The organism is Arthrobacter globiformis NBRC 12137, from assembly GCF_000238915.1.
In the GTDB taxonomy this organism is placed as follows: Bacteria; Actinomycetota; Actinomycetes; order Actinomycetales; family Micrococcaceae; genus Arthrobacter; species Arthrobacter globiformis.
Map to the genome: position 1 here is coordinate 14,324 of NZ_BAEG01000012.1, position 24,078 is coordinate 38,401.

Genomic DNA, 24,078 nt, shown 5'->3' on the forward strand with positions numbered 1-24,078 from the left:
TGTCAACAGGGGGAACACGCGTGGATGCGTTCGGAATTCGTGAAAAGCTCATCGCCGGCTACCGGTCCTTCACGGAAGGCTTCGTTGACATCCAGGACCCGCGGATCAAGGATGCCGTCGTCGAGCTCGGAGACAGGGGACGGCAGTGGCCCGACCCGTGGTTGTCCCTGAATCCCTCATTCAGCTCCGGCGGCCGCATAGACGAGCTCGTCCGGCGTGGGCTCCTTCACCCCGGCTGCGATGCCATTTTCAGGCCCAAGAAAGATGCCGGCGATCGGGGCTCGGCGCCCATCACGCTGCACAAGCATCAGCGCGATGCCATTGAAATCGCCGCCAAGAAGGATTCATACGTCCTAACAACGGGCACGGGCTCCGGCAAATCACTTGCGTACATAGTCCCGATTGTGGACCGTGTGCTCCGCGAAGGGACAGGTAAGGGCGTCAAGGCCATCATCGTTTACCCGATGAACGCCTTGGCCAACAGCCAGATGGAGGAGCTATCCAAGTTCCTCGAGAACGGATTCGACGGCAAGCCGCCGGTCACTTTCGCGCGCTATACCGGCCAGGAACGCGGAGAGACCCGCGAGAACATCCTAAAGAACCCCCCGGACATTTTGCTGACTAACTACGTGATGCTTGAGTACGTCCTTACCCGGCCGGAGGAACGGCAGTCCCTCATCCGAGCGGCCTCCGGTCTTCAGTTCCTCGTTCTGGACGAACTTCATACGTATCGCGGCCGGCAGGGCGCAGATGTTGCCATGCTCGTACGTCGCTTGCGGGACGCTTGTAACGCCCAGAGCACCCTGCAGTGCATTGGCACGTCCGCCACGATGTCGAGCGGTGGAACTGTGGCCCAGCAGCAGAGGGACGTAGCCGAGGTTGCCTCTCGGATTTTTGGAACCGTTGTTTCGCCGGAGCACGTGGTGACCGAGACCTTGGTCCAAGCGACCACCAACCAGCACCGATCGGACCAGGATCTGAAGGCTGCTGTAAGAGAACGCGGTGATGCGGAGTACAGCAGCCCCACGCTGGACGGCGGGTACACGCTGATGACCTCAGATCCGCTGGCATCTTGGATTGAGGACACGTTTGGCCTGACTACTGAGCCGGAATCCGGCAAGATCATCCGCAGACAACCACAGACCGTCACCCATGCCGCAGAGGAACTGGCCAAGCAGACGGGGGAAACAGCGAGCAGCTGCGCCACTGCTATCCGCGCGACTCTTCTTGCGGGTTCGAAGGCAAAGCACGCTGAGACCAACCGTCCGCTGTTCGCATTCCGCCTTCATCAGTTCATTTCCAAGGCCGGCTCCCTCTATGCAACAGCGGAGTCCGAGGACACGAGGCTCATCGAGACCGACTTCCAGCTGACCGTCGGAGACGCGGAGAAGCGGCTCTACCCCCTCGCTTTTTGTCGCGAGTGCGGTCAGGAATACCTCATGGCACGGTTGACGGAAACTGGCGGCGAATCACGCTTCATCGCCCGGCACGAACTGAAAATGCAGGATACCGGCGGCCCGGACAATGGCCAGGACGGTTATCTATACATCTCCACTGAGCAGGAATGGCCGGATCAGGCCATTGAGGCGGGCCGTATCCCCGCTTCTTGGCTAAACGAGGCAGTGTCTGGGAATCGAGTCATCGAGTCCAAGCGCAAGCGGATTCCGTCGCGCTACCGCGTCCAGCCTGACGGCGCAGCGGCCCGGGACAACGAGTACACCCAGGACGATGGCCAGCTCGCCGCATGGGTCCCGGGAAGCCTTGGTTTCTGCCTGAACTGCCAGGTCACCTATGAATCCGCCCGGAGCGGTGAATTCTCCAAGGTTGTGACTCTAGACCAGGAGGGGCGCAGCAGCGCGATGACCGTGATCGCTACGAAGCTCGTGCAGTTATTGAAGTCAGATGCCGGCAGCGATTTGAGTACACGGGCTAAGAAACTGCTGACTTTCGTGGACAACAGACAGGACGCGTCCCTCCAAGCCGGCCACTTGAACGACTTCGTCCAAGTGGCCCAGCTTCGCTCTGCCCTCTACCGCGCAGTCGCTTCGGCCGGGGATGTCGGAGTCGACGCGATGGAGCTGGGTGATGCGATCATCAAGACGCTCAGCCTGGCTTGGTCCGACTATGCGCGGACCGAAGATCCGCTGGACCCTAAACCGACCAAGCGGGCCCTGAACGAGGTGGTGACCTACCGTGCGCTGCGGGATTTGCAGCGCGGGTGGCGGATCACTCTGCCCAACCTTGAACAGACCGGTCTCCTGGTAGTGGACTACCCCCTCGCGAAGAACCTGGCGGAACAAGAGCGCCGCTGGGAGAGTGCACACTACGTGCTCCGGGACGCGGACCCCGGCAAACGCGAGGAGATTATCCGGGTCCTGCTGGATGAGTTTCGCCGCGTACTTGCCATCGATGCCGAGGAACTTACGGCAGACTGGCTGGATCGGGTCAAGAACCGCAGCCGTGAATTCCTGACGGGTATTTGGGCTTTGCCAGAGCAGGAGTCAGCGGCCAGCGTTGGACTCGTGACCACGGAGCCCAAGAAGATGGCCTACCGGACGACTCTCCCCGTGACCTCTTACGGAACATTCGGCCGATGGCTTGCCAAGACGGCCTCACCCGGCACTAAGCTCAAACGCGCCGAGGTGGACGAAGTCATCGCGTCTCTCTTCCAAATTCTGCTCGAGACCGGCTTTATTGCCGAGGTTGTCGAAGGCAAGGTCTCCGGCTACCGTCTCAAACTGTCCAGCATGGTTTTGAGGAAGGGCGACGGCGAATACGGCGCCCCCGATCTGCTCCGCCGCACCTATCATGCCGACCAAAAGCCCCGTGTTATCCAGTTCTTCAAGGACCTGTACCTGGAGCAAGGACAGGAGCTGGCCGGCCTCAAGGCGGCGGAGCACACTGCCCAGGTACGTGCAGAAGACCGGGAAGCCAGAGAACAGGCGTTCCGCGAAGCAGAGCTTCCGCTGCTGTTCTGTTCTCCAACCATGGAGCTGGGCGTCGACATCGCAGACCTCAATGCGGTGGCGATGCGCAACGTTCCGCCGACGCCGGCAAACTACGCGCAGCGCAGCGGGCGTGCGGGGCGTTCGGGCCAGCCGGCCTTGGTGCTGACCTACTGCGCCACCGGCAGCCCTCACGACTCCTACTACTTCGAACGCTCGAACCTCATGGTTTCCGGTCAGGTCCAGCCGCCACGGTTGGACTTCGCCAACGAAGACCTGATCAGGTCACACGTCCACGCCATCTGGCTCGCTGAAGCCCTCGCCGCAACCAGCTCGGGTCTGGGTAAGTCCATGAGCGGTCTTCTAAAGCTTGAAGACAAGAGCTACCCTCTTCAGCCCGAGATTAGATCTGTCCTAGCTGATGAACAGGCCGCGAAAAGCGCCAAGACATCTGCAGAGGTCCTCCTGCGAAGCATCGAGGGGGAACTGAAGGACACGTCATGGTGGACTGAATCGTGGTCTGCTGCCGTCATTGACAACGCTCTGGCCAACTTCGATCAGGCTTGTGAGAGGTGGCGTCAGCTTTACCGGAGCGCCATCACCGAGCAGGACGCCGCGCACCGAGCCAGCCAGGACCACTCCACCGACTCCAAACAGCGCGAGGCCGCGGCCAACCGGCACCGCGAGGCCGGCCAGCGCCTAGAAATCCTTCTCAATGACAGCGATTCAAAGGGCCAATCGGACTTCTACACCCTGCGTTACTTGGCTTCGGAAGGCTTTCTTCCGGGATACTCGTTCCCGCGGCTGCCTCTGGCTGCATTTATCCCGGGCATCCGCAGGGGCAAGGATAACAACAGCACATGGCTTCAGCGCTCGCGATTCCTGGCGATCAGCGAGTTCGGTCCGGACTCGCTGATCTACCACGAAGGCGCCCGCTACCAGGTTAAGCGCGTCAGCCTGCCGCGGGACTCCGACGGCGGGGGCGTGGGAGATGTGGTTCTCGGAGAGGCCCGTGTCTGCGTTGCCTGTGGCTACTTGCACCAGCGGGAGGCCGGACTCGACATCTGCGAATCGTGCAATGAACCGCTGGCCGGCAGCTGGTCAAACCTGATGCAGTTGCAGTCCGTCATCACGCGCCGCCGCGAACGGATCAGCGCGGACGAGGAGGAACGCAACCGCCAAGGATTCCAGCTCGTCACGAACTACCGGTTTGCCCCGCACGGTAAGAAGCCAGGCCGCTCCGATGCGCAGATGCTGAACGGGAAGGCGGTCATCGGTGCGGTGCACTACGGCGATGGAGCGACTGTCCGGGTGACCAACCTGGGTCGACGGAACCGGGCCAACCAGGATCGGCATGGCTTTTGGCTCGATCTCATCACGGGCGAATGGCTGTCGGAAAAGAAAGCCACCGCGGATACCGGAGACGCGGGTGACGCCACGGATGCGGATGACATGACCGTTGAACAGTCCAAGAAGAAGCAGATGGTGACGCCTTACGTTGAGGACCGCCGCAACATCGCCGTCGTCCGCTGGACGGAGAACGTGACGCCCGCAGAAGCAACCACCATGCAGTTCGCCATGGAACGCGGCATCGAAGCGGTGTTCCAGCTGGAGGACTCTGAGCTCTCCAGCGAGCTTCTCGCGGACAGCGAGGATCGAGGACGTCTGCTCTTCATCGAGGCCGCGGAGGGCGGCGCCGGGGTGTTGCGCCGGCTGCAAAGCGAGCCGGACGCCATGGCCAGGGTCGCCGCCAAGGCGCTGGAAATTCTGCACGTCGATGCCGCTACGGGCAACGACATGGAAAACAGCTGCGTCCGTGGCTGCTACCGGTGCCTGTTGTCCTACGGCAATCAGCGTGACCACGAAGTCATCGACCGGAGGCTCGTCATAGACCGGCTGATGCAGTTGGCCGGCGCTGTCACGGTGGCCGCAGCACCGACGCCGAAACCCAAGCACGCTATGCCTCCTGGCACTGTGGTCAGCCCGCGGGCCCAAAGCCTGTTGGACTACTTGCTGCAGAACGGGCGAAATCTGCCCGATGAAATCGGCCCCAGCATTGAGGGGAATGTGGTGGATTTCGTCTACACCGCTAAGTTGTCGGTGGGCATTGCTGTGATTGTTGAGGACGTGTCAAGACCTCCCGTCGATGACCTGGCACTGACCTACGGCAACTGGAACGTCATCAGGTGCGGTCAGGACGAAGACATTGAAGCATTTGTCAGTGGACACACGAACGTATTTGGAGTGGTGGAGTGACTAGTACGACGGCGGAACACAGTTTTGCGGTTGGCTCGCTGGTAGCGGCCCGCGGCCGGGAATGGGTAGTTCTGCCCGAGAGCACCCCCGACTTCCTTGTCCTCCAGCCACTGGGCGGCACTATGGACGACATCGCCGGAGTCATCCCCTCCATCGAAGAAGTGAATCCGGCGTCCTTCGGTCTGCCGCTGGCAACCGACCTGGGCGATGACCGCAGCGCCCGGCTGCTCCGCGACGCGCTCCGTATCGGGTTCCGCTCCAGCGGTGGCCCGTTCCGTTCCCTGGCAGGGTTGAATGTGAGCCCGCGCCCGTATCAGCTCGTCCCACTGCTGCTGGCGCTTCGCCAGGATGTCGTGCGCCTCCTGGTCGCCGACGATGTGGGAATTGGCAAGACCATCGAGGCTGGACTGATCGCCTCCGAGCTCCTGGCTCAGGGCGACGCCAGCGGACTCGCCGTTCTATGCCCGCCGAGCCTGGCCCAGCAGTGGAAGCAGGAACTTTCTGAGAAGTTTGGTATTGACGCCGAGCTGGTTCTGCCAGGGACAGTGAAGCGGCTGCAGAGGGAAGCCGGCTACGACAAGTCCATCTTTGAGTATTTCAAACACACGATCGTTTCCACTGACTTCATCAAGTCCGAGTCCAAGCGCCACGACTTCATGCGGACCGCACCAGACCTGGTGATTGTGGACGAGGCCCACGGCGTCACTGCCGATGACTCCGGCAAGGGCGGCGTCGGCCGCACGCAGCGGTACGAGCTGGTGCGGGGACTGGCCGATGACCCGGACCGTCACCTCGTGCTGGTAACGGCAACGCCGCACAGCGGCAACGACGGTGCCTTCCGCAACCTGATCGGCCTGCTGGATAGCAGCCTCAAGACCGTGGACCTTTCTGCCGAGACGGGCCGCCGCAAACTCGCGGAGCACATGGTCCAGCGCCGCCGCGTGGACATCCGCAGCTACCTGAAGTCGGACACCAAGTTCCCCAGCGACCGGCAGACAATCGAGGTCGCCTATAAGCTCTCCCCGGAGCACCGGGCGTTCTTCGACGCCGTCCTGAACTACGTCCGCGGCCAGGTGCAGGACACCTCCGGCAGCAAGCGCGACCAACGCATCCGCTGGTGGTCCGCGCTGTCCCTGCTGCGTGCCATGGCTTCCTCGCCTGCATCGGCCGCCGCTACCCTGAACACCCGTGCTGTCGGTGAAGATGCTGAATCGGACGCCGCCGCCGAGAAGCGAGGCATGGCAGTGGTGATGGACCAGGTGGAGGACGACGGCGGCGAGGGTATCGACGTGGTGCCCGGCTCCCGGCCGGATGCCTTGGATGAAACGTCGCGGGAAAAACGTCAGCTCAATGCGTTCCTCAAGACAGCGGGGGAGCTTCAGGCCAACCCCGGGCAGGACGCCAAGCTTCAGCTCTTGGTCAAGCGCATCCGAGCGCTCATTGCCGAGGGCTTCCAGCCCATCGTTTTTTGCCGCTTCATCCCAACCGCACACTACGTCTCGGAATACCTGCGGGTAGTTGGGAAGAAGAAGTTCGACGTCGAGGTAGTCACCGGCGAACTCCCCTCAGAGGAACGTGCCGCGCGCATCGCCGCCCAAGCGGAACGCGCCAGCGACACTCCTAAGGTGCTGGTGGCCACGGACTGCCTGTCCGAGGGCGTGAACCTGCAGGACGGTTTCCAAGCCGTAATTCACTATGACCTCGCCTGGAACCCCACCCGCCACGAACAGCGCGAAGGGCGGGTGGACCGGTTCGGACAGCTCTCGGATACCGTCCGCGCCCTCACCATCTACGGTGATGACAACGGAATTGACGGCATCGTGCTGGATGTTCTGCTGCGCAAGCATGAGAGCATCCGACGGGACCTGGGCATCAGTGTACCCGTCCCGCCGCGCAGCGATCAGATCCTGTCCGCGCTCCTGGAAGGCATCATGATGCGCGGCAAGAACGGCGATCAGCTGGAGCTGTTCAGCCTCACCCCGGAAGCTGAGGAACTGGATGCTGACTGGCGAAGCAGCGCGGAACAGGAGAAGCTCAGCCGCTCCCGCTTCGCGCAAAATGCCATACGCCCGGAAGAAGTGCAGAAAGTGGTAGACGCAGCCCGGCGCAGCCTGGGCGACCCCGACGATGTCGCGGGCTTTGTGAAAGCAGCTCTCGAAGAAACGGGCGCGCACGTCGATACCACCCCCGATGGGCTTGTGGCCGAGCTGACAGCGGCTGTGCCGGGCATCCGCAACGCCCTGGGCTCGGATTCCAAGATCCGCTTCGTCAACGACTTCCCGGCCCCGCACCACACCTCAGTGCTGGTACGGACGGACCCCGTCGTGGCTGCAGCGGCAAACTACGTCCTGAACTCCGCCCTGGACGCGCAACTCACGGGCAAGGAACGCCCGGCCCGCCGCTGCGGGTTCATCAAAACCAGCGCGGTGGACAAACTTACCGTGGCCCTCCTGGTCCGCTTCCGCACCAAGCTGGTGCTTCCCGCGCGACTCGGCGACAAGACAGACATGGCAGAGGAGGCCCGCGTCCTGGCCTTCACAGGCATGCCGCAGAACCCCGTCTGGCTCCCGGAAGATGCCGTCGAAGCGCTGCTCCAGGCCAGACCGGACGCGAACGCCGGCGATGTCACCAACATGATGGCCGCCATCCTCGGATCTCTGGACCAGCTGAAGGACCAACTCGAGCAGAAAGCCCGAGACGTGGCCGAACAGATCCGCGATGCCCACAGAGAGGTCAGGATCGCCGCCCGTGGCGACCGTGCCGGCCAGCTCGGCATCCGTGGCCTCACGGTCGAACCGAATCTTCCCGTAGACGTCCTGGGCGTCTACGTCTACAGCCCTGCCGGAGGCACCAAATGAGCGCGGCATTCCAAGCCATCACCGTCGTCGGAGGAGTCGTTCCCCCCTCGTTGCTGGGGCGCGTCCAGGCCGGGGAAGTCAATGATGCCAGGAGCATGGCTCCGGCCAGTTTCCACCTTGCCGGCACGGAAACGGTCCGTGACGCGGCCTCACGGACGTGGATGTACCTTCAGGGTGCCTGGCGCGCCTGGCGCGAATCGGACGCCACCAAACGCCCGGACGGGCAAGGCGCCGGCACCGGTGATGCCCGGCAGAAGTGGCTTCTGGTGCTACTTCGCGAACTCGGCTATGGGCAGGTTCCGGCGACCCCCGGCGGCCTGACGATCGGCGGCGAGGCGTACCCCATCTCGCACCGTTGGGAGTCCGTACCCATACACTTGCTTGGCCCTGGCGTGGACCTAGACAAGCGCACCCCGAAGGTTGAAGGTGCCGCCCGGCGCGCGCCTCAGGCGATGATGCAGGAATTCCTGAACCGTGAGGACACTTACCTCTGGGCCATTCTCAGCAACGGCCTCAGGCTCCGTCTCCTGCGGGACTCCACCGCGCTGGCAGGCTCCGCATACATCGAGTTCGATCTCGAGACCATCTTCGAGTCGGATCTCTATTCCGAGTTCCAGCTGTTCTGGCAACTCTGCCACCAGTCCCGGCTGGACAAGCGCGGCGGCTCCGAATCGCCCCCGTCTGACTGCTGGCTGGAACTCTGGCGCGGTGAATCCGTCGAAGCCGGAGCTCGTGCCCTCGACAAGCTGGGTGCCGGCGTCGAGAAAGCTCTGGACTTCCTGGGCTCGGGCTTTCTGCGCCACCCGGACAACCGCTGGCTCGTGGATGCCCTGCATTCCGGGGACCTAAGCCATCGCGACTTCCACAAGGCACTCCTTCGCACTGCCTACCGCCTGCTGTTCATTTTCGTGGTGGAGGATCGCGGCGCTCTCCTCGATCCGGCGGCGACCACCGAGGCCCGCCACCGCTACGAGACCTATTTCTCGACACAGAGGCTGCGGAAGATGTCCCGCACCCGCGACGGAGGCCCGCACCCGGACCTGTGGCGTACCCAAAAACTAGTGTTGGGCGCCCTGGGCGGCGAGGGCCTCGGTGTTATCGGTCTGCCGGCACTGGGCGGACTCTTTGATCCCGATCCCCGCGCCGCTCGTCTGGCCGGGCAACCGCATGGGGACCTCTTGCTAGGTGCAGAGTTGGCAAACCAGGACTTCCTCAAGGCCATCCGCGTCCTGGGCTGGGTGGCCGGAAAGACCGGCCGTCTGCAGCCCGTGGACTACCGGCATCTAGGGGCCGAGGAATTAGGTTCCGTTTACGAATCTTTGCTGGAATTGGTGCCCCGCGTCGATACCGAGACGCGGTCCTTTGAACTTGCGCATCTCGCCGGGAACGAGCGCAAGACCACCGGCTCCTACTACACCCCGCCGAGTCTCGTGTCCGCACTCTTGGACACCGCCTTGGACCCGCTGCTGGACCAAGCTGTCAACGGTGCAGCCGGACGGGACGACGCCGAGGCACGCCTACTCGCGCTGACCGTATGCGATCCTGCCTCCGGCTCCGGCGGCTTCCTCGTGGCCGCCGCCCGCCGGATTGCCCGTCGCCTGGCCGAGGTGCGCGCAGGCGAGAACGAGCCCACACCCGGCGAGGTGCAGAGCGCACTGCATGACGTGGTGGAACGCTGCATCTATGGCGTGGACATGAATGACCTCGCCGCCGAACTTGCCAAGGTGTCCCTGTGGTTGGAAGCCATGCAACCCGGGAAACCGCTGGGCTTCTTGGACGCACGGATCAAGATCGGCAACAGCCTGTTGGGAACAACGCCTGCGCTGCTTGCGGGAGGGGTACCTGACGAAGCCTTTGGCGTACTCGACGGTGATGATGCCAAGTACTCGGCGGAAATCAAAAAGCGGAACAGACTCGAGAATGCCAGGAGCAGTCCCGGCAGCCGCTTTAAACACGGAGGACAGGATAGCTTTAACTTTGCGCCTCCGGTTGCGGGCATCTCCGCTCTTATTGGCCAGCGACGTGAACTGGTGAAACCCGTATATAGCGCGGCCGAAGCCCGTGACCGAGCAGCGGCCTATGCGGCATTTGACCATTCAAGGGACATGGAACAGCGGAGGCTCCACGCCGACGCTTGGTGTGCTGCCTTTGTATGGCCTCTCATAACAGAGGAAGCTGAGCCTCCAACGTCGGCACTGGTTCGGCAGCTAGGCGAGGCGGACGAATTATCCGGTCATTCGGAGACTGTCGCTATGGTGCGACATCTATCAGAAGAATACAGATTCTTCCACTGGCACCTAGAGTTCCCTGAGGTTTTCGGCGATCCGCAGTCCGCTGATGCTAGCGTCGAAAGATGGCCAAAAGGGTTCTCCTGCATGCTGGGCAACCCTCCATGGGAAAAAATCAAGCTCCAGGAGAAGGAGTTTTTTGGTGCCCGGGATGCTCGCGTGGCAAACGCGAAGACTGCATCGGAGAGACGCTCCCTGATTCGTGATTTAGCTAAAACGGATGTTGGCACTTCATTGTTGTCTGAATATAATCGTAGTCGGCGTCAAAGTGAGGCTTTTAGCTTCTTCGTCAGAAAGTCTGGGAGGTTTCCATTAGGCGGTCGGGGTGATGTAAACACTTACACCGTTTTTACCGAACTCTTTAGCCAGATTGTGTCTCCTTCCGGTCGCGCGGGTGTCATAGTCAAGACGGGAATCGCCACCGACGATACGACAAAGGAGCTCTTCCAGGCACTAAGCGATGAAGCGCGAGTTCTCAGTCTGTTCGACTTTGAAAATACACAAAGCGGTGGAGGGAGGTATTTCGTTGGTGCGCATGCAAGTGAGCGCTTCAGCTTGCTGACGATACTGGGTCAGCAATCTCGGGCGGAAAAAATGAGAATCGGTTTCATGATTTCGCATCCGGACAAGATTGCCCTCGAATCTTACTTTCTTCTTCCAAGCGATATTAAGCTGATGAATCCCATCAGTGGAACTCTCCCGGTCTTCAAAGCCCAGCGAGACGTCGACATTACCCGTGAAATTTATGGGCGTGTCCCAATTTTCAAAAGTGGCGCCTGGGGCGAGATTGCTTACGACCGGATGTTCGACGTTACGAATGACAGTGGTCACTTTAGAAGTGCGGCATCACTTGAAACCGGGGACTTCACGATGCGGTCAGATGGCAATTTAGTTTCAGACGGCAAAATGGTTGTGCGGGTTTATGAAGGCAAGATGGTCTCGCATTGGGATCATCGAAATGCGGACGTTGTGTGGAGCCAAGCTGCGGTCCACCGCCAGCGACAGCCGAAATATATCAGCGAAAATGAGAAATCCAATCCAGAGCGACTTGCAGTGCCCGGTTACTGGGTGGATCACCCGTTAGTACCGGCCGCTGCCAGGTCTTGGCAGATCGGATTTGCAAGTGTAACTGCCCCCAAGAATCAGCGAACGTTTTCGGTAGCCCCTGTGCCACCCGCTGCGGCTACAAATAGTCTTCCTCTCATCAGGATCGACCAGCCTACTGGGATGAGGCTTTGCCTGTTGGCAAATCTGAGTAGCTTTGTCTTTGACTATGTTGCCCGCCAAAAAGTAGGTGGCGTAAACATGAATTTTTTCATCGTCGATCAACTGCCAGTTCTTTCCCCCCAGGAATATAGTCGTCCCGTTGCATGGGATACAAGTGTGAGTTACGAGCGCTGGATCAGCGACCGCGCTTATGAGCTTGTCTTCACGGCTAATGACATGCAGTCCGTTGGACACGAGCTTGGCGACCAGAGAGGCCCGTTCTCGTGGATTCCGGCTAGGCGCCGCATCATCTCGGCCGAACTAGACGCCGCATATTTTCATCTTTATGGGTTGGACCGCGACACTGTGGGCTATGTGATGGACACATTCAATGTGACTAGACGTGTAGACGCTGCCAGTTTTGGTGACTACAGAACGAAGATGCAAATACTTGAGGTTTTCGAGGCCATGCAAGATGCCATCAAGACCGGAGTCCCTTATGAGTCGGCGCTTACCCCACCGCCCGGTCAAGGCCCGCGTCACCCAGCCAAGGAGATCTCCGCATGAACCAGAACATTGACTGGACCAGGCTCATCGAGTTTGCCGGAAAATTCATGGAAACGCTGGACCTCGACGCAGAAGAGAACCTTTACAAGAAGGAACTGGCCTTCAAACTTTCAGCAGTCCGAACCGAATTGCTGGCCGGGGATCCTGCATGGCACCCACACTTCATTCGGGCCTTGCGGACGACGAACCTCGTCAACTACAGAACCATCGGTGCCTTGGACAAGCTGGATGAGGCTTCGTCGCGAGACCTGCAAGCTCTCTTGACGACGTTTTGGTCGGGGGCGCCCGAGACAGAGAAGCTGAATGCCTTGGTCGCCGGTCTTAAGGAGCTGAACTCTCGAGAACTTTCCGACGGTATCGCCACCGGAGTGGGTTCTGTCCTGCTCATGGCAGTGGATCCGACCGAGTTCCCGCCTTACCGTCCCGAAGCGGTCCGACAGTTCTGGAACATCATCGGCTTTGACTACAAGGACGCCGTACGGACTCCGCAAGGACGCTATGACGCGTTCTTGGACGTCCTTGATCAACTCCGGTCGGAGCTGGCTATTGCAGGGCTCGGTGACTTTGACCGCCTGGAAGCCCAAGGCATCATGTGGACAGTCATGAACGCCGATCCGAAGGACGAATGGGCCTCCCAGGACGTTGTGAACTTCCGGAAATGGCGCGGAGACAAGGCCGCGGCTGCCGAGCTCGATCTCAGCACTCCCGCTGTCACGATAGCTCCCCAGCTCGAAGCCGCAGGGCGACTGATCCTCGAGAGCGGATTTCGCAGCGCTCCTTCCGCCGTCGACGGCACGACGACAACGTGGACTGTTGAGAACGCTCGCGAGCTGGCAAGAAGAAGTGAGCTCGACGTCGGCCCCGGAACCTTCATGGCGAAGTTCGAACGTCAGCTGCAAGGTGCCGGCCGTGGCGTGATCCTCTTGGCGGCGGAACTGGCCTACCTGCAGGTACTGCCTCTCTCTAACGTAGGTGCCCAAACAAAGATCGCCAGGATCGAGAAAATCCTTTCCTGGATCGAACACGACGAAGTGCCGTTACCTCCGATGCTTCAAGAGGGCCTGGGCGCCGAAGGCGCCTTCCACGGTGGTGTCGGATTCAACATTCAAGTGGCAGAGCACATGAAATGGCTCTCTCGGCTCGTTGAGCATGTAGCGACACAACCCATGAGTCTGATTGAGGCCGCACTTTCGGATCCTTGGGCGTATCGCGACGTAACCCAGTCAGTCCCGGATGACCGCCCCATGATCCGTTACAGCGTGGACTACATTGCGTGGCCGGGATACTTGCCTCCTGTTGTAAAGAGGGAGCACCGGACAGAGATTTGGCATGCGTTTGCAGGCGTCATTGGCGGTGCAACAGGTCGAAGCGACAACGACGAGGCCGCCATTGCCAAAGACCTCCACGCCATTCGGCTCGTCCAACAGGGTAGCTCGAATGAATTCGTGGAATGGTACAGCGAGCCCTATCTGAGCCAGTGGCGGGTAGGCGCGGAAGACTCCGGACAGCGAGCGTGGCTGGTCAGGCAGAGCCAGGCAGGGACGACCATGCTGCACCCCTGGCTTGAGGACGGTTTCGTATCCACCCCCGCGCAACACCTTGGGTCACCCACGCCAGGATCGAACCTGAGCCAAATACAGGCAGCCGTCAATAAGGGTTACCAGCACATCGAATATTCGGAGCGCAAGCTCCGTGCCATGGAATACCATCGCTTCCTCAGCATCATGAAGGTGGACGACTTCGTCCTCACCGCCTTCGAAGATGGTCTCTATCTAGGGGTCGTGACCGGGGAGGCTCACTACGTCGAGGACGCGACGTCCCGCTTGCGACGCGCTGTCGGGTGGCAGAAGACGCCGATCAGCAATGAAGACATGCCCGCACCCCTGCCGCGGCTGCTGGCCGAGCAAGGGTCAGTCGTCGACCTCACCGAAGCGCTTTCCATCATCACGGCCTGGTTCGGTGTGGAAGCTGACCCCGACAACGAGACGGAAGTTGTGGCACACGTGCCGCAAATCGCCGTCGTACCCCACCTGAAGAAGGCCACGCCAGAACTGGCACGAAAGCTGCACGTGGACCAGCAGCACTTACAGGAGGTGATCCGGCTCCTCCAGACCCGGCAGCAGATCGTCTTCTACGGCCCTCCCGGAACCGGCAAGACCTTTCTGGGAACGGCGATCGCCAAGTTCCTGGCGGGGGAGGAGCACTCCGACCACGTCAAGACGGTCCAGTTCCACCCTTCCTACGCCTACGAAGACTTTTTCGAGGGCTACCGGCCGGCGAAAAGCCAGGACGGTAACGTGGCATTCAGCCTCGAAGCGGGGCCGCTGCGGCGTATCGCCGACGAAGCGGCATCTGAGGGCAACCGCGATAAGCCGTATTTTCTGATCATCGATGAGATGAACCGCGGCAACCTCGCCAAGATCTTCGGCGAGCTGTACTACCTGCTGGAGTACCGCAACGAGGGCATCAACCTCCAGTACAACCCGGATAAGGTCTTCGCCCTGCCGCCCAACCTGTTCATCATCGGCACAATGAACACTTCGGACAGGTCTATTGCCATGGTGGACGCGGCCATTCGGCGTCGATTTGCATTCATTGAGTTGCACCCGCAGGACGGCATGATTTCGGGGCTGCTGGAACGCTTCCTCAAGGCGAACGGAAAGCCCACTTTGCGGGCAGAACTGCTGAATGCCTTGAACAGCGAGATTGAGGAGACGAACCGTGATCTCATGATCGGGCCGTCCTACTTCATGAAGCCCCACGCTGAGACCGATGAGGGGCTCGAGGAAATCTGGAAGTACGAGCTGCTGCCGCTGCTCGAGGAGCAGTACTTCGGGCGGCTCAACCGGGACAAGGTGCGGGAGAAATTCGGGCTGGCTGCAATGCGGCGGAAGGCGGGTGCGGACGTAGGTCCCGTCGATCTCACTTTGGAGCCGGGCGTCCCCGGTGCGGGCGCCGGGGACGCCACAGTTGGTACGCGGTCGGAATCGGACGAAACTGAGGCGTGATGCCGTCCGAGATTGTTTTGGACGAGCTGCAGACGGTCGCGGAGCCTGTCGAGTTAGAGCGGGAAGTCGCTGCGACGTTGCGGGACACCGGTCTGGTGTCGGTGCTTCCGGCGCACGGGGGCCTCTGGACGGTCCTGCCCGCGGGGAGGGTCGGTGCGGTTCAGATTGGCGACTTGCTGGTGCGGGTGAAGCCGAAGGAGAAGGTAGGGCTGAGCCGGCTCCTGTTCCTGCTGGGCTACGCCATCAATCCTGGTTTCCGACCGGATGATGTTGCCGGTGAAGAGGATGATGACCTGTTTGCCGCCTTGGGGGAATCGCTGACCCGGCACTGCGAGCGGGCACTGGATCGTGGGGCTTTGAACGGGTACGTGCACGTAGAAGAAGCGCTGCGGACGGTGCGCGGACGGATCCGGGTGGGAGACCAGATGACCCGGCGGCCGGGAATGCTCCTGCCACTGGAGGTTGCCTACGACGACTTCACGGTGGACATTCCCGAGAACCGGATCTTGAGGGCTTCCGTCCGGCTGATGATGCAGGTGCCGCGGCTTTCTGAAGGGGTGCGGGAGCGGCTGGCGCACATTGATTCGAAGCTGGACGGAGTGTCCGCTGTGCGGTTCGGGGCGCCTTTGCCGGCGTGGACCGAATCCAGGCTCAATGAACGGTATGTCCCGGCGCTGCGCCTAGCTGAGATCATCCTGCGGAACATGTCCGCGGAGGCTGGACTGGGGCAGCACGTGGTTGCATCGTTTGTGGTGAATATGGCGGCTGTCTTCGAAGATTTCGTGACGACTGCTCTGCGCGAGGCCTTGGATATGTATCCGGGGGAGACACGCGGGCAGTACGAGGCGTACATGGATGAAGCCGAAGTGGGCTACGGCAAGGGTGACCGTGTGCGGATGTACGTGGACATCGTCCATTCGGTAGATCGTGTACCGGCCATAGTTTTCGACGCCAAGTACAAGGCCGCGTCCACATCTGGTGCTTACCCGAACGCCGATCATTACCAAATGCTGGCCTATTGCACGGCATTGACCGTACCGACGGCATGGCTTATTTACGCGGGCGCCGGCGTCCCCCGGACACGGAGGATCAGCAACAGTTCGGTGTCTATCGTTGAGTTTCCGCTGGACGTTTCCCAGCCGCCGTCCGCCTTGCTAGCGCGTGTGAATGTGCTGGCTGACGCTTCGTACCGGGAATGGGCAGGCCGCAAGCTTTAGAGGGGTAGCTTACGCTCCGTTCTCGGCATCGCTGTCTCAGGTATCGAGCTGCGGCCATGGCGTCGGCGACCAGGCCTTTGGGATCGTGGCATGGACGCCGGCCCCCGACGCCAACCGGCGTCAACCGATGATTCGAAGTCTCCTGGGGAGCAGCGTATCTTCTGCTGAACCTACGCCAGCCCCGAGTGCTCGGCCTTTCGTCAGGTTTGGCTTGGCAGGTGCCGGGTGCGGAACGGATACGCCTGCCCTGTCCATGGGGCTGCCGATGATGGGTGTGTAATCCTTCCTTGCTTCGCGCAGCCAATGGGGTGTCGCTCCGAGCAGAGGTGCGTTGTCGATGATGGCCGTTGCATCGAAGGTCTTCCACGGCTCGAATTTTTGTTCATCGAGAAGGCCGCGTGGAACCCATTTGTCGGCACCGCGTCCCTGGCCAACAGCGAAGTCCGCTTCGAGACGGAAGAAGAGCTCGCTGATCTCGTGGCGGGCAGGAAAATAGTCGGGCCACGAAGCTACTCCGATGCGTGCCGCCGGTGAGTCGCTGCCTGTCCCTGGAAACTCGCGGAGGACGTCACTGATCGCGTTGCGGAGCGCCGTGAGTGGATTCTTACCGTCTTTGCGGTCGGGGTGCGGGGCTGCGATGAAGACTACGACCAGCCCCGACGTTTCGAGCGGATGCGCCGCGAGGGCCTGGGCCCACCGCCGGACCTTGCTCTCCAGGCCTCGTGATGCTGTGGCCGTGATCTCGTAGGCGATCCGTAGCCCATCCGTGCGCACGATTACGCCGTCGGCGCGGCGGTTGTCCGGTTTCTTCGCAGTCTTGCCGAGTCCGCCGCCCAGGAGCAGGTCCACGGAGGCGAAGGTTTCGCCTAGGACAGTCCCGATGGGCAAGACCTCGGCAGCTCTGAGCGCTACTTCGGCTGCCAAGACGTTGTGCCTATCGTATTGCCCGCCGGAGGACCAAGGCTGGCCGCCGGTCACGGTCAGCGACTCGGGGCCGGTCAGGGTCGGCTCGATAAGCAGCTTGTAGACCTCCGTGGCTGCCGGCCGGTAAAGGATGTTCCGACCTGGCTTGATGCCCGCGTACCGCCGGGGAACCGGGAACCAGCCGAAGTCGATGAGGTCGCTGGCGAAGGAAGCGGCTAGGGGTGCGCTCCGGTAGTCAAGGAACGTCCGGCATCCAGTGAACGCGGCGAGTTGTTCTGCAGTGACGGTGCGGTAGGCATGTGTGACGGACCACGCGTTCTGACGGTTGACCCGGCCGCGATTTGTCGTCAGGAGAGGGAGGTATTCATCTTGTTCCATGAGGAGGCGCTGCGGGACACCCGGTGCGGCTCCATGGTCACGGTAGTACCTCTCGGCATGTGCGGTGGTCCAGTTGGCCTGACTGCCCGGCACCCAGAGCTCATCCCAGTACGGGTCGACGCGCTGGGCGGTGCTGACGGCGTCCAGGGTGCAGGCGGAAGGTAGCATCGCTGCGTGGATGCTTTCGGGTGTCTTCCGGCGCGGGTGCTGCGCGCTCATTGAGAGCACCTGCCGGTGATGCCCACGGATGAACCGACATGGTGGACGGCTCTTCTACAGACGCCGGGGAACGTGGGAATTTCCTGCACATGTGATCCTTGGTCCGTTCGCGGGGATCTGTTCGATGGTGACGGCTTCTGCCGCAACTGGTTTCTCATAACAAGGAACATGCGTAGACGCCGGCCGCAAGTCTCTCCGCTGAGGAGCGTCGCGGATTCGCAGCTATTTTCTTGTCAGGAATGCGGTTCCTAAATGCCGCAAATCCCCCGAACTGGGACCCAAGACCAACCCGCCGTTTCCCTTACTTCCAGATGCTGTCCCTCGGGGCGTCCCAGTCAGACCGGTCGTGTTCGCTACGGAGTTGCTAACGATAGAGGAGGGCCCGCTGCACTATGTGGTGCGCGGCCTGGCGTGCGCGCTACGAGAAGGTGGTGAAGCAACGGCAACGTATTTCCCGAAGTGCTCGGAGGTTTGCGGGTGGAGGGCGCGCGACGTGACCCGCGTTGAGACACGCGTGGCCCCCCGCCTCGCGCGCAAATGTCAGCGTTGTGTGCGGCGTCGCCTCCTTGAAAAACACGGCGGGGAAGCTGGTAGGGATCGACGAGCGAGTGGGTTTAGTTCTTCGATCCGACAGTGGCCAGAGCTTGGGCGGGGCTTGCAAGAGCCCTGCCTCCTTTATATGACCCTCGGTTGGGCAGCTGGGACTCCTCTCGGTGTCTCGGCTATCGCCGGCCCATCCCGCCCGACATCCACTGCCAGCGTGCGACCAAGTCATCCATCGTGCCCATGGCGGCTCCGCTGAGCTCATGCGCGGCCGGCCTCACGCGGTGACGCACATCCAACCTCCCCTACACATAGTGGGCAGACGACATAGAGGGAGGACCACTTGGAGCATGAGTACCGCTACAGCCGAGAGTCAATAGCACGGTCCACATTCGCCCTCCGGAGGTCGCCCTTTTCGTTGTTAGAGGACGAGTTGGAGGACCTGTTATTCCTTGCTGCTGTAGCTCTGCGCCTTGAGGACGCACTGGCCCACAGTGTCTCGTGGGTTTGCGATCACCAGGACTGCATCCTTGGAGATCGGGACGACGGGTACACCTTTTCCGAGACAGTGAGTCGGGCCATTAACCTGGTGGCGGCGAGGACGTGGGTGGACGACTTCCTCGCAGCCATTTGCCCTGGGGACCGGAACCCCAAGGAAACAATGCTTGACTATGCGGATTGCCTTGAGGAGCTTTCAATGGGAACGGAAAGGCCGCCCGTCGGTTTTGTTGTTCAAGCGTTCGTGATGACCCCGGTGGAGGACCGAGCCACAATGCTCTGGGCGCTGACCAAAAGAAACTCACGGCCATGACAATACGGACTGATCTCTGCGACCGCAGGAGCTCGGAACAACTGATAAGGACACTTAGCGGAAGTGCCGAAACCTGCGCTAAGTTTCACCAGGCGGGGTTCGGGTTGGGCCACCAAACCCCGGAGTGCAACTCATGACAGAACTTCGGGCAGTACAGGGCAGTCTCACCGCGGTCCAGATCGAAGACATCAGCAAGGCGGTCAGGGCTGCCCGGTCCAAGAACACACAGCGGGCTTACGCCTCTGCTTGGCGCCATTGGGCCTCATGGTGCGAGCACTACGGGTTCCCGGCGCTTCCCGCCGCAGCCGGAACCGTCGCCGCCTACCTGACAGAACGCGCCAAGGAAGGCCGGTCGGTGTCAACGCTCGACACGGCCCGTGCCGCGATCCGCGCCGCGCACCGAGACAGCGCGCACCTGGATCCGACAACCAACCCCGGGGTTGAGCTCGTCCTGAAGGGACTCAAACGGCAGCAGGGCTCTGCGCCGCGGATGCAGGCGCACCCGTTGAGTACGGACGAGCTCCGCCGAATCATTGACTGCATCGACCGAGAGTCTCTGCGCGGCAAGAGGGATACGGCCCTGATCCTGCTGGGATTCGCCGGAGCCCTTCGCCGCTCCGAGCTGGCGAACTTGTCGGTGCGGGACCTGGCGTTCAGAACGGACGGTGTGGTCCTCACCCTTAGCCGCAGCAAGGGAGACCAGGAAGGCAAGGGCGTCGTCGTCGGCATACTGCGCGGGAAGGTGAAACTAAGCGATCCGTTGTTCGCATTGCGGGACTGGATCACCGCCAGCGGGATACAGGACGAGGACCCACTCTTCCAGCGCATCGCCTGGTCTGATCGGAGGGTGACAAGACAAATGTTGACCGGCGAGTCGGTCAACCAAATCCTAAAGGAGCGCTCTTCGGCCGCAGGCTTTGACGATCTGCGCATCAGCGGACATAGTCTGCGGGCAGGCCACGCCACCACGGCCGCCGAGAAGGGGGTGCCATCGGATCGGTTGGCCCGGACCACGCGGCACAAGAATCTTGCCACCCTCGCCCGCTACGTCCGGCCGGCGGAAGTCCTGCGGGACTCAAGCAGCGGTTCCCTCGGACTTTGATCGGTGCATGAAAGTGCCTTGGTTCTCAGCCATAACCAGCCCGCCGCCCCGACACAGGAGTCCTAGTTCGGCATGTGTTCGACGCCAGCACCCTTGTTGTCGGTGTCTTTGACAGTGCGGTCGAAACCCGTCAAAGCCATGAACGCGCGGGGCAGAGCCCTTCTCAACGAGCCTGGCTCCGGTTTCGACCGTTTAGACCACATGGCGCCCAGCAACAATGCTGGCCCCTGTTCTTTCTCTGCCCTCTGTCCGATTGAAGAAAGTACAAGCGGAACTATTCTCTCCTTCTTTAATTGGTCTAAAGGTCTAAATAGTTATGATTTAGACTCCGTTGCCTGTATCCGTCCGGACTTCTGGCCTAGACCCCTTGGTCCAACGTGGGTCGAAAAGGTGCAACGGAAGGTAGAGAGGTGATGTTTTCGGCCTGACGGCACATCCGACAGGGGTCGCCCGCCTCGAAGATGAGTATGCTCGCCTTCCTCAATGCAGCCGTGCGCCTACGAGCCGTCATCGCCCGTGGCTGACGGCCCATTGTTGGCCGTCGGCAAAGTTGGCGCATAGGGACAGCTGTGAACCAACCGATAGTACTCATTGCCCAGGATTCCCGCGACGTGGCTAAGCCGGTACCGGCCATGCCGGAACCCGCCATCACCATCCCCGAGGATCAAAGAAGACCGAGAAGAACGAAAGAGAATTCCCCCGCAGAAACGGGACTGCCGCCGTGGGAGGCGTCCGACTACGCTGCCAGCATCACCGGCTCCGGCGCCTTCAAGCTGAAGGATTCCGGCGTCGCTCCGCTCGTCGCGGCCGCCCGCGGCTACACCCGCATCGATAAGACCAACTATGCGGAGATGGCCCGCAAGATGCAGGTCGTCGGGAACTCCAGCCAGGGCAAACGCTTCAAGCGGACACTCTCAGCCCCTGGTAAAGATGGCATGGTCATGCCGTGGTACTCCCTCGCTGGCATTGTGAAGGCCAAGCGTGAGAATGAGCGGCCGGTCCCGCACACTTATCAGGTCCGCCCGGAATTCCCTGAGAACAACGACGCCGGCAAGCCGCTGAAGTACGAGTTCGTCGCCAACGTCGGCACCCCGCTGGACCTGCACCCGGCCATCCCGACCGAATGGGTCGACACCACCCCGGTGGTCATGTTCGCCGAAGGAATGCTCAAGGGCGACTCCGCATTGTCCGCGTATCTGGTACACAACGGTATCTCGTACTCGGAGCTCCGCTCCGAAGGCGTCGAGAACCCGGTAGCAAAGCTGCGTGAACTGCTCGAACGGATCCCGCACGACGAGCGTGTCCTGATCGTCTCCATCGGTGGTGTCTACAACGCCTCCGGCAACGCGGTGGACTGGCGCGAAATCGCGCTTAAAGACCGTATCGGCTGGATCGCGTTCGACGCCGACATCTCTGTCAACCCTGCCGTGCATGCCGCCGCAAACAAGCTCTCCGCCCAGCTGTCCGAGAAATCCCGGATGTCCGAAATCCTCTACCTGAACCCGGAAGTCACCTCCGGTGACGACGGGTCCATGGCAAAAGCCGGTGTCGATGACTTCTTGGCCAGATCTGGCAACTGGGCAGCCCTGATCGCCCTGCTGGACGACGTCATGCCGGACGCTCCTGCGAAGAACGAGGAAGACCGGCCGGGTGCCTGGCGGGTCAGCAGCAACGGACAGTTCGTGGAGGAATGCGTGCCCCTGCGGACCGGTGCAGGCGGAACCATCGAGGCCTACCGCTGGGACCGACGCGTCGACCTCGGCGGCCGCGTGCTGGCCATGGAGACGAGGCGGCAGCCCACCGACCAGGAACTCAAGACCGGCGTCTTCGACCCGAACGTCAAGTCCGAGGACATCGACGACGCGCACGTCGAAATCGAGATCTCTTGGCACCTGAACGGCCAGGACCGCTCGGTCATCGTCAGCGGACCTGAAACGATGCTCAGCTACAAGCCCGAAGACTGGCACCGTCAGAAGGCCAGCCTTCCCCGTGAGCTGCTGTTGCACCCGGAATGGCCTCCGCGGGGCGACAGGGGCGCCAACTGGCTGAAGGCAGTCAAGCGACACCGCCCAGACGAGGCCAGCTTCAAAACACGGTGGATGCAGATGGGATGGGTCCCCGTCGAAGACGGCGACCCGGTCTTCCTCGTCGGTGATCAAATCATCGGATCCGAAGACTCGCGCGGAACTGCGGTACCGGGTATTACTGACAGGGAAATTGAATCGGCTCGGAAGTACGGCGTCGGGGACAACCTGGCCGGCGACTACGAGGACCCGGCCTTCCGCGAGGAGGTGCGAAACAACTTCCACGCGGTCATGGACACCTACATCCACGCCAAGGCGTGGACGGACCTGGCGACCGCTACCGTCGTCCTGGCCGGCGCCCTGCGCCCGGCAATCCCGATCCGTCCCAAGGCCACCATTTACGTGTGGGGACCCAAAGGCAAGGGCAAGAGCTGGACTGCTGAGTGCATGATGCATTTCTGGGCCCGCCACCGCGGCGACTGGCACGAGGAACTTCCTGGCTCCGCTAAGGACACCGCCGCCGCCATGGAAAACGCCGTTGCCCGCACCCCGATCTGGGTGATCGATGACTTGGCACCCTCGGCACTGAGACGTCAAGCTGAGCAGGAAGACGCCAAGCTGGCCGACATCACCAGGGCGATCTTTAACAACGCTTCCAAGCTGCGCATGAATGCAGACATGACGAGCAAGAAAGCGAACAAGCCTATGACCCAGCTGATCCTGACCGCTGAGAACGAGCTGAGCACCCCTTCGGCAAAGGAACGCCTCATTCCGCTGTACCTCGGCCAGGGCAAGCTCAATAAGGATAAAGGCCCCACCGACGCTCTGAACGACATCGCGCGTGATCACGGCACGCCGGCACGCTTCACCGCGCAAATGATCAAGTACATCCGCTTCGCGGCAACGAGGCATCCTGGCGGCTGGGCGGCGTTCGTGTCGGCCATGGAGGGGGGACGAAGCCAGCTGAAGCACCAGATCAGTAGTCTGATGAAGGAAAACGGTGCAACATCCGGCTCACTGGAGCGCACTTCAACGCTGGCCGCCGATGTGCTGCTGACATTCTTCATCTTGGAAAACCTCTCCCGGGAACTCGACATGGGGTCGGAGTTCGCCAAGCAGTTCCGGGTCAACAGCCCCATGAGCATGAGCGTCATCCAGCTCGTCACTGATGCCCATACCAACAACCAGGAGGAAGCCCCAGGTGTCTCCTTGCTCACGGCGCTGGCGGCGTTGCTTTCGTCCGGGAAGGCACACGTAATCTCCGGCGACGACCCGTCAAGGGCTCCGATTGAAGGCACAGAGCAGTCGGAGGCCATGACGAACCACCGTCTTGGCTGGGTTGCCGGAGGCCCAGACGGTTCCCTGCGATCCGCCGGGGAGTCCATCGGCACTGTCGTGACTGTCAAGCGGCAGAAGGTCGTCCTGTTCGACAAGGTCACAGCATTCGACGCCGCCAAAAAGGCCTACCCCTCGCTGGTCAAACACGGGCAGGGCCCGAGCGCCGCTTGGTCAGGCATCTGGGACGAAGGGCTCGCTGCGGATGTCAAGCGGCCGTTCAAGAGCACCACAGGTACGCCCTTGAACGTTTACGGCTACAAGACCAAGACAGGCACCAGATTCGAAGGTATTCCTGTCGCGGTCTCGCGTCTCCTCGATCGAGGACCTCTCCCGCAAGAGCTCACCCAGGAGGAAGGGCAGGACTAGCCAAACCTCGTCTTGGAGGGCGCTGCCG

The 24,078-nt window shown here is 61.5% G+C and carries 8 protein-coding genes; 7 read left to right on the plus strand and 1 reads right to left on the minus strand.

Going from position 1 to position 24,078, the window contains the following annotated elements; all coding sequences use genetic code 11:
- Nucleotides 1-20: 20 nt before the first annotated feature.
- From ARGLB_RS01940 to ARGLB_RS01960, 5 genes are read left to right on the plus strand one after another with little or no spacing between them, the layout of a single operon-like run.
- The gene (locus ARGLB_RS01940; RefSeq protein WP_003798294.1) at nucleotides 21-5,201 is read left to right on the plus strand and encodes a DEAD/DEAH box helicase family protein; all 5,181 of its coding nucleotides are present in this window, start codon (nucleotides 21-23) and stop codon (nucleotides 5,199-5,201) included.
- Complete coding sequence (locus tag ARGLB_RS01945; RefSeq protein WP_003798296.1) at nucleotides 5,198-8,059, plus strand: DUF8741 domain-containing protein; 2,862 nt, start codon at nucleotides 5,198-5,200, stop codon at nucleotides 8,057-8,059. Before ARGLB_RS01940 ends, ARGLB_RS01945 begins: the two co-directional genes overlap by 4 nt.
- Nucleotides 8,056-12,120 carry an Eco57I restriction-modification methylase domain-containing protein gene (locus ARGLB_RS01950; protein ID WP_003798297.1) on the plus strand — a complete coding sequence of 1,355 codons (4,065 nt, stop codon included), beginning with the start codon at nucleotides 8,056-8,058 and terminating at the stop codon, nucleotides 12,118-12,120. Before ARGLB_RS01945 ends, ARGLB_RS01950 begins: the two co-directional genes overlap by 4 nt.
- Nucleotides 12,117-15,128 carry an McrB family protein gene (locus tag ARGLB_RS01955; RefSeq protein ID WP_003798299.1) on the plus strand — a complete coding sequence of 1,004 codons (3,012 nt, stop codon included), beginning with the start codon at nucleotides 12,117-12,119 and terminating at the stop codon, nucleotides 15,126-15,128. The genes ARGLB_RS01950 and ARGLB_RS01955 overlap by 4 nt, the downstream gene beginning before the upstream one ends.
- Nucleotides 15,128-16,345: an McrC family protein gene (locus ARGLB_RS01960; protein ID WP_003798301.1), complete on the plus strand. Its 1,218-nt coding sequence runs from the start codon at nucleotides 15,128-15,130 to the stop codon at nucleotides 16,343-16,345. The genes ARGLB_RS01955 and ARGLB_RS01960 overlap by 1 nt, the downstream gene beginning before the upstream one ends.
- A gap of 120 nt (nucleotides 16,346-16,465) precedes the next feature.
- Here the strand turns inward: ARGLB_RS01960 and ARGLB_RS01965 are convergent, their stop codons facing one another.
- Nucleotides 16,466-17,866 carry a hypothetical protein gene (locus ARGLB_RS01965; RefSeq protein ID WP_043417694.1) on the minus strand — a complete coding sequence of 467 codons (1,401 nt, stop codon included), beginning with the start codon at nucleotides 17,864-17,866 and terminating at the stop codon, nucleotides 16,466-16,468.
- Between the two features lie 1,487 nt (nucleotides 17,867-19,353).
- On the opposite strand from ARGLB_RS01965, the gene ARGLB_RS01975 reads away from it, so the two are divergent.
- Both ARGLB_RS01975 and ARGLB_RS01980 read left to right on the plus strand, forming a co-directional pair.
- Complete coding sequence (locus tag ARGLB_RS01975) at nucleotides 19,354-20,322, plus strand: site-specific integrase (RefSeq protein ID WP_003798306.1); 969 nt, start codon at nucleotides 19,354-19,356, stop codon at nucleotides 20,320-20,322.
- Between the two features lie 569 nt (nucleotides 20,323-20,891).
- Nucleotides 20,892-24,050, plus strand: a complete 3,159-nt coding sequence (locus ARGLB_RS01980; RefSeq protein ID WP_175304940.1) for a hypothetical protein — start codon at nucleotides 20,892-20,894, stop codon at nucleotides 24,048-24,050.
- Nucleotides 24,051-24,078 lie beyond the last annotated feature (28 nt).